This window comes from Bifidobacterium sp. ESL0764, assembly GCF_029395515.1.
In the GTDB taxonomy this organism is placed as follows: domain Bacteria; phylum Actinomycetota; class Actinomycetes; order Actinomycetales; family Bifidobacteriaceae; genus Bifidobacterium.
On the sequence record NZ_CP113919.1, the window covers coordinates 68,446 to 84,472 of the forward strand.

Genomic DNA, 16,027 nt, shown 5'->3' on the forward strand with positions numbered 1-16,027 from the left:
GCTCGCGGCGACCATCGGGCCAAGGTCCACGATCGGCTGACGCATTACATGCCGTTGGACACCGCCGACATCGAGCGCGACTGGGATACGCCGGTGGTCGACGCGGGCATCGCGGCGAAGGCGAGCATCATCGCGCGTGTCGGGTTGCTCGACCTGCGTGCGGGCACGGGAAGCTTCCGTATCCGCGAGTTGATGCACCGCATCGGCTATCCACTCGGCGTGCACGTGCGCGCGAACATCAACCTGACCGATATGGGCGTATCGTGCAGCGATGGCGTCAGCAGGATTACGCAAGTTGTCGATTTGCCGACAACCGGAGTCAATACGGAGCGTATTTGGCTGCTTGAGCACTTCGCCGACTGGTTCAGCGTCAATATCGGAGCACCCGCGACCACCTACCACGCGCAGACCGCGGTGTCGCAAGAGATGGTGCAACAGCTCGACAACCCCGACGCCCAGCGTTCCATGTTGCGGGCCACGCAGAAGGCGCACCGTGAGATCGAGCGGCGTAAGCGGATTCACGAGAAGGCGGTCAAGCGTGCAAAAAAGCGTGGGTTCCAGCCGCCGAAGGGCGAGTACGCGGCCCATTTCGAGCACATCGGCAAGACCCGCGAAGACATCGCCGCCGAGCGTGAAGCCGCAGCCGCCAATAATACTGCCGGTAAGAAAGTTGGTTCTGGATTTATTCATCATGATTCCAGCAGCGTTGATGGCGCTAATCAGACATTGGGTAACTCCGTCAAGGTCAATAACTCAGTAAATCAAAATGTCGATAGTGCCAGCGCCGCTAATTCTTCTGCTGCAACTCCTTCTGTTGCAACGAAATCGGTAAAATCCGAATCCCAATCCGGAACCAAAGTCACGTCCAAAACCAAAGTCACGTCCAAACCCAGCGCCAACGCCAGCCGCGGCATCACCGTCCGGCAGGCGCACGAACGGCTGAGCCTTATCCAGCACCGCAAGCCGCTTTATGCGCCGTGGTTCTCGGCCATCGCCTCGGCCGTGGCGTGCGCGTGCTTCGTCTTCCTGCTCGGCGGCGGCCCCTACGACATGATCGGCGCGTTCATCGGCGCCGACATCGGCCATTGGGTGCGTCGACGGTTGTTCGTCTACCACCTGAACCAGTTCTTCGTCACGTTCGTGGCCGTGGCGGTGGCTGCGTTCGCCTGTGTAGGCACGCTGCGGCTGATCGGCGTCTTCGACCCGGTGGCCCTGCACCACGACACCGCCTACATCGGTGCGATGCTCTTCGTCATCCCCGGTTTCCCGCTGATCACCGGCGGCCTCGATATCGCCAAAATGGATCTCCCGAGCGGCATCCAGCGACTGGTCTATACGCTCGCGCTCATCCTCATGGCCACGCTCGCGGGCTGGATGGTGGCGTCCATCGTCCACCTGAGTCCGCAAGGCTTCGAGCCGCTCGGCCTGAACCCGTGGGTCAACGCCGCCCTGCGTGCTCTCTGCGCGTTCGGCGGGGTCTGGGGATTCTCGGTGCTTTTCAACTCGCCGCAGCGCATGTGCTTCACGGCCGCCGTCATCGGCGCGATCACCGACACCCTGCGCCTGACCATCGTCGATTTCGGCATGCCGCCGGAAGCCGCCGCGTTCCTGGGCGCGATGCTCGCCGGCCTGCTTGCCTCGCTCTGGCGTTCGTCGGTGCGCCACGGCTTCCTGCCGCCCTACCTCGGCTACCCGCGTATCTGCCTGACCGTGCCGTCGATCGTCATCATGGTGCCCGGCCTGTATATGTACCGCGCGATGTTTTATCTCGGCCAGTTCGACACCCTGAACGCGCTGGACTGGGCCTTCCGCGCCTTCATGGTCATCCTCTGCCTGCCGATTGGCCTCGCGATGGCCCGCGTGATCACCGACAAGTCCTGGCGTTACGACGTGTGACGTTTGCGAAATTTGCCAAGAAGAGAGATATTGGTGATTTATTTTTATAAATTCTTAGAATAAGTATCATACTTCTAAGAATTATCAGTAGTTTTAACTATTTTTACAAAAATTATATTTTTTAAAAGAAGAATTTGATAAATTTTTATGAATTTGATAAATTGAATATATGAATTTGATAAATTCCATATAGAGGATTGCTATGATAGAAATCGAATTGCAAAGTTTGGTTGAAAAAATCCAAGCGGTAAAAGCTGAATCAACGACAATTGAGCTTAAGGCTGCAAAATCGGGCTGTCCGACACATCTTTATGACACGTTGTCAAGTTTTTCAAATCAAGATGCTGGTGGCATCATCATTTTTGGGGTCGATGAAAGAGAAGATTATGCGGTCTGTGGTGTCTATGATGCTCAGGATTTGCAAAAACGTGTTGTAGAGCAATGCGACCAAATGCGTCCTAAAGTTCGTGCTGTCTTTACGCTTTGCGATATCGGCGGCAAAACGGTAGTTAGCGCTGAAATACCAGCGCTTGATGTTGCTGAACGTCCATGTTTTTATGCGAGTAAAGGGCGTTACAAGGGTTCGTATGTTCGTGTAGGTGACGCTGATGAGCCTATGGACGAGAATGAGATTTACGGCTATGAAGCATTCCGTAAGAAGTATGAGGACGAGTTGCGACCGGTCGAAAGGGCGAGCATTGAGGATTTATCTGCTGCAAGACTGACGGAATATAAAGCGAAACTGATTGAGAACAGACCGAATTTGGCGAAGCTTGATGATTCCCGGATTCTTGATCTTATGGGTATGACTAAAGATGGTGTTCCCACGCTCGCTGGCATGTTGATACTGGGAGAATACCCGCAGGCTTTCTTTCCCCAGCTTGACATTATTGCGACAATGTTGCCGGGAACCGAACCAGGAGAAGTAGGAATATCTGGCGAACGTTTTGTTGATAACCAGAGGATTGAAGGCACGCTCGACCAACAATTGCAGGGAGCGATAGATTTTGTGCGGAAAAATATAAGAGTATCCGTCACGATTACCAAAGAGGGACGGCGAGTTGACCGACCGCAGTACCCATTGGACGCTGTTCGCGAATTGATTCTGAATGCTCTTATCCACAGGGATTACAGCATTCACACTCAAGGTATGCCAATCCAGTTACAGATTTTTGCTGATCGTTTGGTCGTTACCAATCCTGGTGGCTTGTACGGGCGTATGACTGTGGATAAACTTGGCAAGGCCCAACCTGACACCAGGAATCCGGTCATTGCAAATACCATGGAGATTATGGGGTTAACAGAGAATCGTTATTCTGGCATCCCCGCTGTTCGCTACTTGACTAAAGCGGCCGGTTTGCCTACTCCGGAGTTTGAAAGCAAGGGTGGTGAATTCCGGGCATTTTTGAGGATGACGGAACGAACTGATACGACGGGAACAAGTATATCCGGGCTTCCGCAGAGGGCCAGTAATCCCTTATCTCTTGGCACTCCCAAAGTTGAATTGGGCACGACCGCCGTGCAACATGCGGCAGAGGCGATTTCCCATCGTAATGCTGAGGCTATTCTCGAATATTGCCGCACTCCGCGAACGCGTAAGGAACTTTCGGCATTTGTCGATCTGGGCAGTGGATATGCCATGCAGCGTTACGTGAACCCTTTGGTTAAAGCAGGCAAATTGGCGCTGGGGATACCGGAGAAACCGAATAGTAGTAAGCAGACTTATCGGACGATCGAATAGTAAAAGGTCGGGCGCTACGAAATCAAGAATGACAAAATCAGCCATTCCTAAAATCGTATCGCCCGACCTTTTGAGGCTATCGATGCGGGCTTCTAGTACTTCATGCCCATGGCTTCGCGCACCTGATCGAGGGTCTCCTCGGCGATGGCGTTGGCGCGCTTGTTGCCGTCGTGCAGGATGTCGCGCACGGAGTCCATGTCTTTGGCGAGCTCGGCACGGCGCTCGCGGTGCGGTGCCAGATAGTCGTTCACGGACTTGATGACGTACTGCTTGAGCGCGCCGGCCCCGGCGTCGCCGATCTCCTCGGCGATGTCCTTCGGGTCGCGGCCGGTGACCAGGCCGGCGGTGGTCAGCAGCGCGGAGACCTGCGGCCGCTTGATCGGGTCAAATGTAATACGACGCTCAGAGTCGGTCGGGCTCTTTTTGATGAGCTTGGCCGTCTCCTCGGCTGTGGCGCTCAACGAAATCGCGTTGCCGTAGGACTTGCTCATCTTGCGTCCGTCAAGCCCCGGAATCTCCGGCGCGTCAGAGAGGATCGCGACCGGCTCAGGGAACACGGGGTGCTTCTTCGCGTACCGCTCGTTGAACCGCCGCGCAATGGTGCGCGTGATCTCGATGTGCGGCAACTGGTCCTTGCCCACGGGCACCACGTTGCCCTTGCAGAAGAGGATGTCGCACGCCTGGTGCACCGGGTAGGTGAGCAGCAGCCCGGTGAGCGCGTGGCCGCTGGCTTCCTTCTCGGCCTTCACCGTGGGGTTGCGCTCGAGTTCGGCCTCGGTGACCAGCGAGAGGAACGGCAGCATCAGCTGGTTCTCGGCGGGCGTGGCCGAGTGCGTGAAGATCATGGTTTTGTTCGGGTCGATGCCCGCCGCGAGGTAGTCGAGCAGCAGGCCGAGCGTGTTCTCTCCGATGTGCTCGGTGGTGTCGCGGTCGGTGATCACCTGATAATCCGCGATCAGGATGTTGGTATGTACGCCCTTGTTCTGCATCTCGACGCGGCCCTTGAGCGTGCCGAAATAATGGCCGAGGTGCAGGCGGCCGGTCGGACGGTCGCCGGTGAGCATGGTGAACTTGCCGGGTTCCTTCTCAAGTTTCGCCGAAACCGCGTCGGAACGCTTCTTCGCTGCAATGAAACTCGCGCTGATCTCGTTGCCCGCCGCCGTTACCTGTTCTGTTTGCGCATCGTTCTGCGTGTCCGCCATGACTGCCCCTCGAATCGTTCGAAATCCTTGAAAATCTTGTTTTTATGGTAAAAGTCTGAGCCGACAATGAAACGTAACAATTTGGGTGGTATCCTACTATATTGATGGATTAAATTGCGACTGAAAATAATCGGGGGGTCAAATGGGCCGCGGACGTCAAAAGGCTAAACAGAAGAAAATGGCCCGTAAGCTGAAGTATTTGACAACCGACACCGATTACGACGAGCTGGCGAAGGAGCTGGGCAGTCAGGAACCGGGCAGCGGGTCGGCGGATCCGTTCACCGAGGTCGAGAAGGAATATTCAAGGGCTCACGGCAAGGTTGATAACGACACGCATATCGAAGCTGTAGACGAGCATGGGGACTCGCCGGTTGCCGATGACGATTTGGATGATTACGCCAAGTGGGCCGCCGAGGCCGCGGCAAAGGCGGCAAGCGGTGACAATGCGAAATCCGCATCCGCTTCCAGCTCCAAGAAAGCGCCGATGCCGAAGCCGCACAAGCCGATTCATATGCCTGTTCCCAGCGCTTTGCGCAAGCCGAAGCCCAAGGCCAGCGAGGCCTGAGCAGTTTCAATCCAGCGGCAGCAGCGCGCTGAGGTCGTCGCGCTCGCCTACCGCGCTGATACGGCCGGCTTCCTTTTCCTCGGCCCACGTCGTCAGTCCGCAGGCCAAGCGCAGCCAGACATCCGGGTCGAGCTCGATGACGTCGGGCGGGGTGAGATTGTGCGGGTCCGACTCCGGGCCGTCGAGGATTTTCACAGCGCTCCACGGCGCCACGCGCACTTCAACGCCGGGCCCGGGAGCCTTGTTTTCCAACAGATACAAGGAATATCGCACCGCCATCGCCCACGTGTTGCGCGGCAAGCCGTCCGGTGAAAACGCAAGTCTCGCCTCAGGCGGTTCGCCACGATGCACGTCCGCCGCCTTGCGCCACGCATCCAGCGCCGCCATACCCTTCGAAATGTCCTGTTCCCGTATCGCTGCCATACCGTCATTGTATATGGTGACGGGTCACTAACGGGCCTCTGCTGCCGGGCTGCTTTGTCGCTTTGCGATTCGAAGATACGCTGAAAATCACATTTTTGGCCCCATTTCCGTGATTTTCGTTGCATTTATCGGCTCTACGCAATCAAAATCACGTTTTTGGCCCTGTTTTTGTGATTTTCAACGCAGCCTATCTATCCAACGCGTTGGGAAGCATGGTTTTGGCCCTGTTTTTGTGATTTTCAGTGTGTCTGCCATTTCAATGCAGTCATATAAGCACAAAAAAGGGAGCCGACAACTGTCGACTCCCCTTCTTAAATAAATCGCAAATCAGGCGGTAGCGGCTTCCGGGCCTTCTTCAGGCTTCGGGTCGGCTTCCTTATCAAGACCCAAATCGACTGGCGAAGAGCTGTTTTCCCACGGCTCTTCCCACGGATCGTAGTCGGGGTTCTGCTGCTTGTACATATAGAAACCGACGACTGCAGCGAGCAGACCGCCGAAGAGCAGCGCAAAGAACTTCCAACCGTTAGAAGACTTGTTCTCCATGACGGCTCCTTTCATAAGTGTCGGCCTGCGCGTCCAAGCCGACGTTGTTTCTATCCTAGCCGATGTTCTGTGACAATTGGGTGGAAAACCTCAAGAAAAGTAAAAAGTTCAAGGTTTCTTGAAGTGGGCATCAAGGTTTTGTTCCCTATGTCTGGCCTCTGACGTCGTGAAGGAAAGCGGGTATATGTACCCGTTCTTCGATAAAATGGCCCAATGACCAATGAGAACGGCATCCAACGATGGTATCGGAAACTTAGGTATGAGTGGGCGAGTGAAGGCCCGGTAATGACTTGGGCGATTGTCGTCATTTGTGTGGCCGTGTGGCTGGTGGAGGTCCTCTGCAAATACGCTTCTCCGCAGCAATTCGACGTTATGCTTTTCAACTGGTCGTTCATTCCGGGGCAAGCGGTGTTGAAGCCATGGACTTGGTTCACCTCGATGTTTATGCATGATCCCAACGTGCTGCACGTGCTATGCAATATGCTTACGCTGATTGCCATCGGTCCGTTTCTGGAAAAGATGCTTGGCCATTGGTGCTTCCTCGCGTTTTATACGATCTGCGGTCTCGGTGCCGCTGACGGGATGATGGTTTCCAGCTATTTCACCCATGATTGGGCCACTGGTGGCTACGGAGCCTCCGGCGCGTTGTTCGGGCTTACCGCGATGCTGCTGTTGGTTGCCTATCGCACGCATACGGATATTCGCGGCATGCTGGTGTGGGTCGCCATCAATTTCGCGATGCCGCTATTTATCCCGCACGTGGCGTGGCAGGCTCATGTCGGCGGATTCGTGATTGGCCTGCTGCTGACTTGGTTGCTGCTGGACGGAATTCCCGCGCTGCGTCGCCGCCCGCTGTGGGTACGGATGCTGGTTTACGGCGCGATTCTGGTTGTGCTGCTGGTGGTGTTGGCAGTGGTGGTCACGCCTTCGTGGGTGATTCAGATGGAGTTGTTCGCGAAACATCTCAATCTGCAAAATCTGCCGTAGACATTGTTGTGCTTTTTGTCGCGCTGCTATCGGACTTAAAAGAGGCTTGTATAGTGCCTGCGCAGGTTTAATTGCGCAGAAGCCCCTGCTGATAATCGTCCAGCGGGAGGGGCTTGTGCATGCTGGCATGAGTGTATGCGGTGAATCTCCGCTGACGGTTAGTGAGTGGGGGCTTTAACACAATTGATGCCACATGGGTTGGGTGGGCGATGCTGGGAATCGGGCGACCTATTCGGTGGCGTCAGACGGCGTGATGCTGAGATCAGGCTAAAGCCTGTGGTGTCAGGCGGCGCGATGCTGGCGCAGGACGGACTCGACCAGCTGCGAGTAGAGGTCGGGCAGGCTGTAGCCCGCGGCGATGGCGGCCTGGGGCAGCTGCGAGGTTGCGGTCATGCCGGGGGCCACGTTCGACTCGAGGAACTGCGGGGTGCCATCGGCGTCGACGATGAAGTCGGTGCGGGAGATGTCGCGCAGGCTCAGCGTATTGTGCGCGGTGAGCGCCGCTTCCTGTGCCGCTTTCAGAACGGCTTCAGGCAGACGCGCAGGCACGTAGAAATCGGTCGGGCCGGGGTTGACGCGCGCCTCATAGTCGTAGTCGCCGTCGGAAGTGGCCACCTCGAGCGGCGGCAGCACGAGTGGCTCGCCGTCGATTTCCAGCACGGAGACCGAAATCTCGGTGCCGGTGACGGCCCGCTCCACCAGCGCGACGTCGCCGTACGCGAAGCTGTTGACCATGGCTTGCGGCAGTTCGGAAGCCTTGTCGACGCGGGTGCAGCCCATCGCCGATCCGCCTTGGGTAGGCTTGACGAAAAGCGGCAACGCGAGCGACGAAACGAGCAGATCCACCACTTTCTTCGCGCCCAGCTCGCGGAACGTCGATTCGGGCAGCGTCACCGAAACCGGGGTGGAAAGGCCGCCGAGCTTGCGCACCACGTTCTTGGCGATGGGCTTGCTCCAGGCCGTGCGCGAGGCCTTGGCGCGTGAACCGATATACGGCAGGCCTTCCAGCTCGAGGATGTCGCGGATCGAGCCGTCCTCGCCGTTGGCCCCGTGCAGCAGCGGCCAGACGATGTCGGGGCGGGTTTCAGGGTCGCTCAGATACGGCAGCAGTTCGCTGTCCATATCGTGTACGGCGACGTTCCAGCCGGCCTTTTCGAGGTAGCCGGAGACGCGGTGGCCGCTGGCGAGCGAGACGTCGCGTTCGTGGCTCATCCCGCCGCAGATGACGAGCACTTTGGTCGCCGCGCGGTCGATGGGAGCATGGTCTTGTGCCTTGGTTGAACGCTTGGTGGTCTTGATATGCTTTGCCATGATTTGCTCCTTCAGTCTTTCCTATCCTCGTGCCTGGCGTGTGTATCCGCGTCGGCCGGGGCCGTTCCGAAGAGTTCCGCGGTCTTGAGTTCGCTGTTCATCACGCCCGCGAGACGCTTGATACCCAGCGTGATCTTCTCCGGCGTCGGGTAGCAGAACGAAAGGCGCATATGGTGCGTGCCGCTGCCGTCGAGGTAGAAGCCGGTGCCGGCCACGTAGGCGACCTTCGCGGTGATGGCGCGCGGCAGCATCTCCTTGGAATTGAGGCCTTCGGGAATCTGCAGCCAGATATAGAAACCACCTTTCGGCTTGTTCCAGGAGCAGTATGGCAGGTACTTCTTGAGTGCCGCGTCCATGGTGTCGCAGCGCTCCTTGTACATGCCGCGGTACTGGCTGATCTGCTTCTTCCAGTCGAAATTGTCGAGGTAGGTGGTGATGGTCATCTGGCTCATGTTTGGCGGGCAGAGGATCGATGCCTCGTTGGCCAGGATGAGCTTCTTGCGGATCCCCGGAGGCGCCACGATCCACGCGATGCGCATGCCCGGCGCGATGATCTTGGAGAAGCTGGAAAGGTAGACCACGTTCTCGGCGTCCATCGAGCGCAGCGCGGGGTAGGTCTGGCCGTTGAAACCGAGCAGTCCGTAGGGATTGTCTTCCACGACGAGCACATGGTGGCGTCGCGCGATCTCGAGGATCTTCGGCCTGCGTTCCACGCTCATGGTCACGCCGGCGGGGTTGTGAAAATTGGGCACGGTATAGAGGAACTTGACCTTCTTGCCGGCTTTTTGCTGGGCGACGATGGTCTCCTCGAACGATTCGGGGATGAGCCCGTCCGCGTCGGTCATCGCGTTGACCACTTCGACTTGGAAGGAGGCGAAGACGCCCAGCGCACCTACGTAATTCGGGGCCTCCGTGATCACCACATCGCCCGGGTCGCACATGATGCGAGTGACCAGGTCGATGGCGTTCTGCGAGCCGTTGGAAATCACCACGTCGTCGGGCTGCACGTCCTTGATGCCCTCGAGTGCCATGATCTGCAGCACGTCCTCGCGCAGATGCGGGTCGCCCTGCGCCGAACCATACTGCCAGGCCACGTCGCCCTTGTCGACGAGCATCTTGGCGATGAGCTGCGAAAGTTCCTTGAACGGCAGATACTTCAGGTATGGCATGCCGCCGGCCAGCGAGACGACGTCCGGGCGCGAGGCCGTGGCGAAAAGCGCGCGAATCTCGGAGGCGCGCATGTTGTCGGCGCGGGCCGCGTACGAGTCCCACCACGGGTCGCTGTTGAAGACCTTGGACTTGGGGTTTTCGGTTTCAGACATCGACTCCATGCCTTTCTTCGGTTGCGGCCTCGACTCAGGTGGACGCTTCCAAACAGATCACGTGATTAAAGAATATAAGAGAAGACTCTAGTCGCCACTGCCAGCCTTGCAAACGCTGACGAAAAACCGGCACCGCTTCAACACGCTTCCGGCGATTCATGGGGAAGGGGCTAAGAGCTATCGCGCTATACGTAGTTATAGAAGCTCATATCTCAGGTGTTTGGATGTGTCTGATGGGAATTCCGTCGGTTGGGTTGAGGCCGATGTGCGCTCGGTGACATCCGATGCACAGATAGCTGAAGAAGAATCACTGTAGCGGCCCTTGGAAGAGTTGGGCATGTTCGCCGATGCGCACGAGACGAATAACGGGGTTCGATTTGTGTGGCAGATACAGAACGACTACGTCAACTTCTCCGTCGGAAAGGTGGAAATCAATGTGGCCGTTATAGTTGCCGCCTGGATTGTTTAGCGGATGCGGGCGATATCCTGATGATACCTTGCCGTTCTGGGCCAGCTCATCGATGGCGGACTGCAATTCGGCAACGAGATACGGGTATCGTCGTCTGAACGCCGCGTAATCCTTGACGAACTGCGAATCAATCTTAATCTGAAACACGATCGGCCTTTTGGTTCAGATACGCCATGGCGTCTGCCGCGTTGGTGAACGCCGGCGAGTCGTCGGGTACTTTGCCGTCGGCTCTTTCCTGTGCATATTGCATGGCTTCGATGGTTGTTTGGTTTGGATTGAACGATTCGGGAAGCCGTACCGAAAAGGGGAATCCTCGGTCCTCGACGAACTTCTTGGCCATGACGTTGAATGCCGCTGTTGCGGAAAGCCCCAACGCATTGGCTATGGCATCGAACTGTCGTTTGAGATCGCTGTCCATACGCATCGTAAAAGCGGTAGTGGTTGCCATTATAACTCCTTTGATATCAGAAAGGTATAATAATGATACCAGAAAAATGCTAGATGCAATCCATTTCCCTTCAAACGAGCCGTGCTCCGATTGGGAGAGAACCAGGACGATACGCGGTATCGGCGTTGCCGTGCCGTGCACACTTCGTTCCTAGAACAGCTGGACGTGGTTGATGTAGAGGGAGTTGTTGGGCAGCGAGTTCATCGGGACCCAAAGCAGGAAGTCCTGCGACTTGACGGGCTTCTTCAGCTTGACCTCGGTGGTGCCGCTGGCGTCGAAGGTGAACTGCGCGACCTGCTGGCCGGCGTTCGGATCCTGTGCGGAATTGGCGATGAGGTAGCCGGTGCCGCCGGAAGTGCGAATCTGGACCACGAACCGAGTGACGTCCGCGGGCTGGCTTACATGCATGTAATACGCGAGGCCGTTCTGGCCGGCCGGGTTTTCGTAGAACTGCTGCTTATCGATGGTCAGCGGGGTGTTGTTCACCGGGATCGACGGCGCAGGCACGGCCTTGGCGACCTTGTCGGCCTTGGTCGCTTTGGAGTTGGATTCGCCTTCGGACTTCGAATTCGAGTCATTGGCGGAGCCGCCGTTCTGCTCGCCGGAGTTGCCGGAATCGGCAGAGCCCTGTTCCTCACCGCCGCCGTTGCTTTGAGCGCCGAACGGCACTTTGTTGAGGTTCATCTTGGGCCACGGGTCGGAGCTGGTTTGTTGATAAGTGCCGGTGCTTTTGCTGTTGTGGCCGACCAGCACGTACGCGGCGACCCCTGCGGCCGCGAGAATCAGGACGATGACGGCGACGATGGCGACGACTTTGGTCGTGAGTCTGCCGAGTAACGGGGTGTCGGCGATGTCATCGCCGGTCGGGTTGGCGGATTGCTGTTGGGCCCGCTGCTGAGGGGTGAAGCTGGGAGGTGTAACAGGATTGACCGCGTCGATGGCCTCTTGCTCTGCTTGGAGCGCCTGCGCGGACTCGTGTCCGGGCTCGATGGGATTCCCGTTGGCGTCGAACAGCGGAATACGCCCTGTGGCTTCGGTGCGGTTGCCGGGGGTGATGTCCGGCGTGCCGGTGGCGTTGCCTTTGACGGCGAAGTCGAATTGCATCGTCGGATTGGTGTTTTGTATGGTATTTTGATCGAAATCCGGGAAGATGGAATCGTCGGCGGTCGAATCGAAGGATTTGAAAGCGTCCGCCATTTCTGCGGCGGTCAGATCGTGCAGATCCAAGCGCGGGGCCGGGGCGTTGGTCAAATCGTCGGAGGCGCCGGATTGATTGTTGCCGGACTTGCCGCGTTGGCGCCACCACTTCGAGGATTTGTCTTGTGCGGGCTTTGCCGAATCCGAATTCTGTGCGGAGGCTGGGTTTTCGTTGGTACTATGGGCGTTGTCGGCAGCGCCGGAAGTGCTGGAAGCGGCCTGAGAATTTGACGCGGTGCCTTTATTTGGTGAAGTTGCCGGGCTGCTCTGAGACGACGCCGGCTTCGGTCCGGTCGGCGCGCTGCCGGCAGCGGAATCGTGGCTTGTTTCTGCGGTTTCCGGTTGATTCGTTGAATCCGCCTTCGCCGGTTTGCCACCGTGCTGGACGTCAGCGGACGAAGAAGCTGCAGAAGCTGCAGCAGCGGCAGCGGAACTGGCGCGGTTGGCCGCAGCACCCGCCTGCTTCTGCGCTGCACCGGTGAGAGCGCCGGTTCCTGCAGCGGCAGCGGCGACGCCCTGTGCCGCCCCGGATTTCGCTGCACTGGAGGCTTGACGCGCGCGGAACTGCAACTGGTTGGTCGAAAGGTCCTGCGGGAAATCAAGCAGATCGCTCGGCCGTGGCCTGCGCAGCGGAAGCCTCGTAATGGAAGCCTCGCCATCGGAATTGGGGCGTTTCACTTCGTTTGCCGGAAGCTTTGCCAGCGGTTTGACTTCGCCCAGCAGCGCCACAAGCTCGGACAGGGAAACCATCGAAAGGGTCGGACTGCCGTTCGCGTCGTTGATGGACAACCCGCGTTCGCAGATGATGCGTAATTCTTCCGGAGTGTCTTCCGGCAGCGCGGAAAGGTCGAAATCCTTGATTTCCGAAGTCCATTTACCGATGAGCATGGCGTAAAGAAGCGATGCGAGCTCGTGGACTGCGAGCATTTCCGGTTTGAGGTGCTGCTTCACGGGGCCATTGGTGAACATCGCCTGAAGAGGGACGTCGGCAATCTGGACGCCTTTTGATGTAATACGGACGATATCGGTGCTCAGAGACTTCATGCTCAAATCGTCACGCAACAGCGTTTCGAGCCCATCGGCGACTTCGGCGATGACGGAATGCATGGCATCGTAGCCGAGCTTGCGTTTGCCGTGCCCGATGAAATCGTTGAGCGAAAGCCCGCGATCCAGTTGCGTGATGAGCACGGGGACGTCGCCGACGCGCTGCATCTGGATGACCGGCGTGAAATGAGGGTTGCGAGAAAGGGTAAGCGTCGAGGCTATGGCCTCGAAACTGGGGATGGCGGCCTTGTCGGTGACGATGAACAGCTGGCAGTCGTGCGCGAGGACCCGATCGTTGGCCTTCCACGCCTCGAGCCCGGGTACGCTACGCAGCGGCGACACCAACGTATATCTGTTGATGACGATATCTCCCAGCTGTGGCTTCATAATGTCCTCGACCCTACGCGCAAACGAATGTAAACAATATCAGGCGGCAAAGCGCCTCTTTTATTCTATCCATGGCCGTGGCCGGGGCGGAAGGTTTTGTGGCAAGGTTTCGTGTCGATTTGTTTGGTGTCTGCGGCTTGGCGCGTGTGGATTCGGTGCCGTCTCAGCGAGCGCGGTGACGGGCGGCTTTGCCGACTTGCCGTTCCAACGCCATTGCGTCGTCCGCGGCAACCGGTGGCAAGCCCAACGATGCCGCAGTAAGCCACGAGAAATCAGCGGCTGAGGTCGGGCGTTCGAGGCCGGATTCGGTGGGATTGCCGGATTGGGCATCGTCGCCGTCGGTCTCGATTTCAGCGCCGTTTTGGTGTGACGATGCGTCGCCGAGGTCGAAAAGCGGCTTGATTTGTTGGGCCGAGCGATCGCCATAAGACGTATCGGCGGAATTGACGGGTTCGATAGGAAGCGGCGGAAGTTCCGTATCGGCTGTTTCGCCTAATGGTGAAATCGCGGAAACGGAAGCAAACGTGAGGTCGTCCGATATCTCGACCACCGGGAATTGATTCGGCTTTTGGGATTCAGGGGCTGCTGCCGCCGGCTCGGTTTCGTGCGATGCCGAAGCGGGCTCGGGACCATTGCCGGTTTCTGCGTCGACTTTCAGGTTTTCGCGATCCACATCATCGTCCGTCGTGCCACTGTCCAACGGGTTGAAGCCAATCGGGTCATAATGCCGCGGATGACCTGTACCGAAAGGGAATTTGTCTCCCGCAGTCTGGGAATCCTTCTCTTCGGTATCAGAGGTGTCGTGCCCGTTTCCTTGATAACCGTTTCCCTGACTGCCGGTGCCGTCATTGCCGGGAAGTTTGATACCGAATCTGCCGGCCAGCGAACGTGCGATCGGCATCAGTTCCTGCGTACGAAGTACCCACAACGTACCCACATACAGCAGCGTGACGATGATGCCCAGCACACAGCAGACGCCCACGGCCTGCAACCAGTTCATATGCCCGCCGCGCACGCCCGAGCCCGGCTCGATATCGGCGCCGAACAGCCCGTAGACCGGGTAGCGCAGCAGCCAACCGACCGCGGCGGCGACCAGTGAGGCGATGATGCCTTTGCCGAACGCGGTGGCGATGCGTTTGCCGTCGAGCCGGCCTTGGAAACGCTTGCGCATCATAGTGATGATGACAGGGAAGGCCAGGATGAACGACAAGGACATCGTAACGCCTACCGTGGTGGCCCAGTTGAACGGCGAGATGAACAGGATTGCAATGACGATCATCAGCGCCTGCCCGCCCGAGACCAACAGGGTGAAGAAGAAGGGGTGGTAGCCGTCCTCGAAGGCGTAGAACGTGCGTTGGATGATCAGATAGGTCGAGGAGAACGGCAGCCCGATCGACAGCGCGGCGAGCGGCCCGGCCATCAGCACCGCCTCCTTGACGCTCACGCTGGGCAGCAGGGCGAGCGTGATCGGCGTGGGGATGACGATGAACATCACGGTGAACAGGCACATCATCAGCCAGACATTGCGCAGCGAACCGCTGAGATCTTCGCGCGCCCCGTCGAGGTCGTGGTCGGCGATGGCCTGCGAGATCTTGGGGAACATCGCCGTGGCGACGGAGGTGGCGATGAGCGAATAGGGCAGGATGTAAATGGTGTTGGCGTTCCAATAGCTGGCGTTGCCGGCCATATCGAGCACGTTGAGGCGCAGCTGCGCCGCCTTGCCGGGCACGCTGGTGAGCACGCGCTGGTTGACGATGGTCTGCAACTGATCGACCACGACGATGCCGATGCCCCAGGCCGCCACGGAACCCATCGAACGCAGGCCGAAGCCGTGGATGCCCCAGCTCGGCCGATAGTGCAGGCCGATCTTGCGCAGCGGCAGAAACAGGACGAGCGCCTGGAACGCCACGCCCAGCGTCCACATGCCCGCCGTCAAGGCGATTTTTCCGCTGGTCCAGAAGCTCAGGGGTTGCCTGTTCGCGCGGCCGAACATGAGGATGAACGCGGTGAAACCGATGCAGCTGATGACGTTGGCGCCCACCGAACTCCAGGCGTAGGTGCCGAAACGGTCTTTGGCGGCGAGGATCTGGCCGAGCACGGTGTAAAGGCCGTAGAAGAAGATCTGCGGGACGCACCAGAAGGTGAACGAGGTCGCCAAGGCCAGCATGTCGTGGTCGCCGTTGACGTAGAGACGCGTGAGCGGAGGGGTCAGCAGCGCCACGAGCAGCGTCACGCCTAGCAGCAGCGCGATGGCGAGGGTGACGAGCTTGTTGAGCCGGTCCTGTGCGTCCTTCTTTTTGAGCGTGCGCACGATCTGCGGAACGAGCACGGCGTTGAAGATGCCGCCGGAAACCAGCGTGAAGATGACCTGGGGAATCTGCGAGCCGGCCTGGTAGGCGTCGGCCGCCATGCCTGTCGTGCCGAGCGCGGCGGCGAGCAGGATGGTGCGAACCTGGCCCGTGATGCGGCTTGCCGCCGTCCCCACGGCCATA

General features: G+C 58.3%; 13 protein-coding genes. 4 read left to right on the forward strand and 9 right to left on the reverse strand.

The genetic code is table 11. From position 1 onward, the window contains the following. Positions 1-48: 48 nt before the first annotated feature. Both OZX71_RS00215 and OZX71_RS00220 read left to right on the forward strand, forming a co-directional pair. Positions 49-1,896 (forward strand): threonine/serine exporter family protein, encoded by a 1,848-nt coding sequence (locus OZX71_RS00215; RefSeq protein WP_277160703.1) that lies wholly within the window; start codon positions 49-51, stop codon positions 1,894-1,896. A 202-nt stretch (positions 1,897-2,098) separates the two neighbouring features. Then, positions 2,099-3,637: an ATP-binding protein gene (locus OZX71_RS00220; protein WP_277160071.1), complete on the forward strand. Its 1,539-nt coding sequence runs from the start codon at positions 2,099-2,101 to the stop codon at positions 3,635-3,637. Positions 3,638-3,729: 92 nt separating this feature from the next. On the opposite strand, the gene trpS is transcribed toward OZX71_RS00220, so the two are convergent. Next, positions 3,730-4,839, reverse strand: coding sequence for a tryptophan--tRNA ligase (gene trpS, locus OZX71_RS00225; RefSeq protein WP_277160072.1), 1,110 nt, complete (start codon positions 4,837-4,839; stop codon positions 3,730-3,732). Between the two features lie 142 nt (positions 4,840-4,981). On the opposite strand from trpS, the gene OZX71_RS00230 reads away from it, so the two are divergent. Further along, positions 4,982-5,404, forward strand: a complete 423-nt coding sequence (locus OZX71_RS00230; protein WP_277160073.1) for a DUF3073 domain-containing protein — start codon at positions 4,982-4,984, stop codon at positions 5,402-5,404. A 6-nt stretch (positions 5,405-5,410) separates the two neighbouring features. Here OZX71_RS00230 and OZX71_RS00235 read toward each other — a convergent pair whose 3' ends face one another. Continuing rightward, on the reverse strand, positions 5,411-5,827 hold the full coding sequence (locus tag OZX71_RS00235; protein ID WP_277160074.1) for a sterol carrier family protein: 417 nt from the start codon (positions 5,825-5,827) through the stop codon (positions 5,411-5,413). Positions 5,828-6,154: 327 nt separating this feature from the next. Further along, positions 6,155-6,370 (reverse strand): hypothetical protein, encoded by a 216-nt coding sequence (locus OZX71_RS00240; RefSeq protein WP_277145936.1) that lies wholly within the window; start codon positions 6,368-6,370, stop codon positions 6,155-6,157. 213 nt (positions 6,371-6,583) lie between these two features. Here OZX71_RS00240 and OZX71_RS00245 point away from each other — a divergent pair, with 213 nt between their 5' ends. Further along, on the forward strand, positions 6,584-7,357 hold the full coding sequence (locus OZX71_RS00245) for a rhomboid family intramembrane serine protease (protein ID WP_277160075.1): 774 nt from the start codon (positions 6,584-6,586) through the stop codon (positions 7,355-7,357). A 282-nt stretch (positions 7,358-7,639) separates the two neighbouring features. Here the strand turns inward: OZX71_RS00245 and OZX71_RS00250 are convergent, their stop codons facing one another. The 6 genes from OZX71_RS00250 to murJ all read right to left on the reverse strand — a co-directional run bounded on the left by OZX71_RS00250 (position 7,640) and on the right by murJ (position 16,026). Further along, the gene (locus OZX71_RS00250) at positions 7,640-8,668 is read right to left on the reverse strand and encodes a D-alanine--D-alanine ligase (RefSeq protein ID WP_277160076.1); all 1,029 of its coding nucleotides are present in this window, start codon (positions 8,666-8,668) and stop codon (positions 7,640-7,642) included. Between the two features lie 11 nt (positions 8,669-8,679). Continuing rightward, positions 8,680-9,990 (reverse strand): PLP-dependent aminotransferase family protein, encoded by a 1,311-nt coding sequence (locus OZX71_RS00255; RefSeq protein ID WP_277160077.1) that lies wholly within the window; start codon positions 9,988-9,990, stop codon positions 8,680-8,682. A gap of 307 nt (positions 9,991-10,297) precedes the next feature. After that, positions 10,298-10,606, reverse strand: coding sequence for a type II toxin-antitoxin system YafQ family toxin (locus OZX71_RS00260; RefSeq protein WP_277145932.1), 309 nt, complete (start codon positions 10,604-10,606; stop codon positions 10,298-10,300). After that, a complete protein-coding gene (locus tag OZX71_RS00265; RefSeq protein WP_277145931.1) occupies positions 10,593-10,907 on the reverse strand; it encodes a type II toxin-antitoxin system RelB/DinJ family antitoxin in 315 nt (104 codons plus the stop codon). Before OZX71_RS00265 ends, OZX71_RS00260 begins: the two co-directional genes overlap by 14 nt. 150 nt (positions 10,908-11,057) lie before the next feature. Then, a complete protein-coding gene (locus OZX71_RS00270) occupies positions 11,058-13,535 on the reverse strand; it encodes a hypothetical protein (protein WP_277160078.1) in 2,478 nt (825 codons plus the stop codon). Positions 13,536-13,698: 163 nt separating this feature from the next. Continuing rightward, positions 13,699-16,026 (reverse strand): murein biosynthesis integral membrane protein MurJ, encoded by a 2,328-nt coding sequence (gene murJ / locus OZX71_RS00275; protein WP_277160079.1) that lies wholly within the window; start codon positions 16,024-16,026, stop codon positions 13,699-13,701. Position 16,027: the final 1 nt, after the last annotated feature.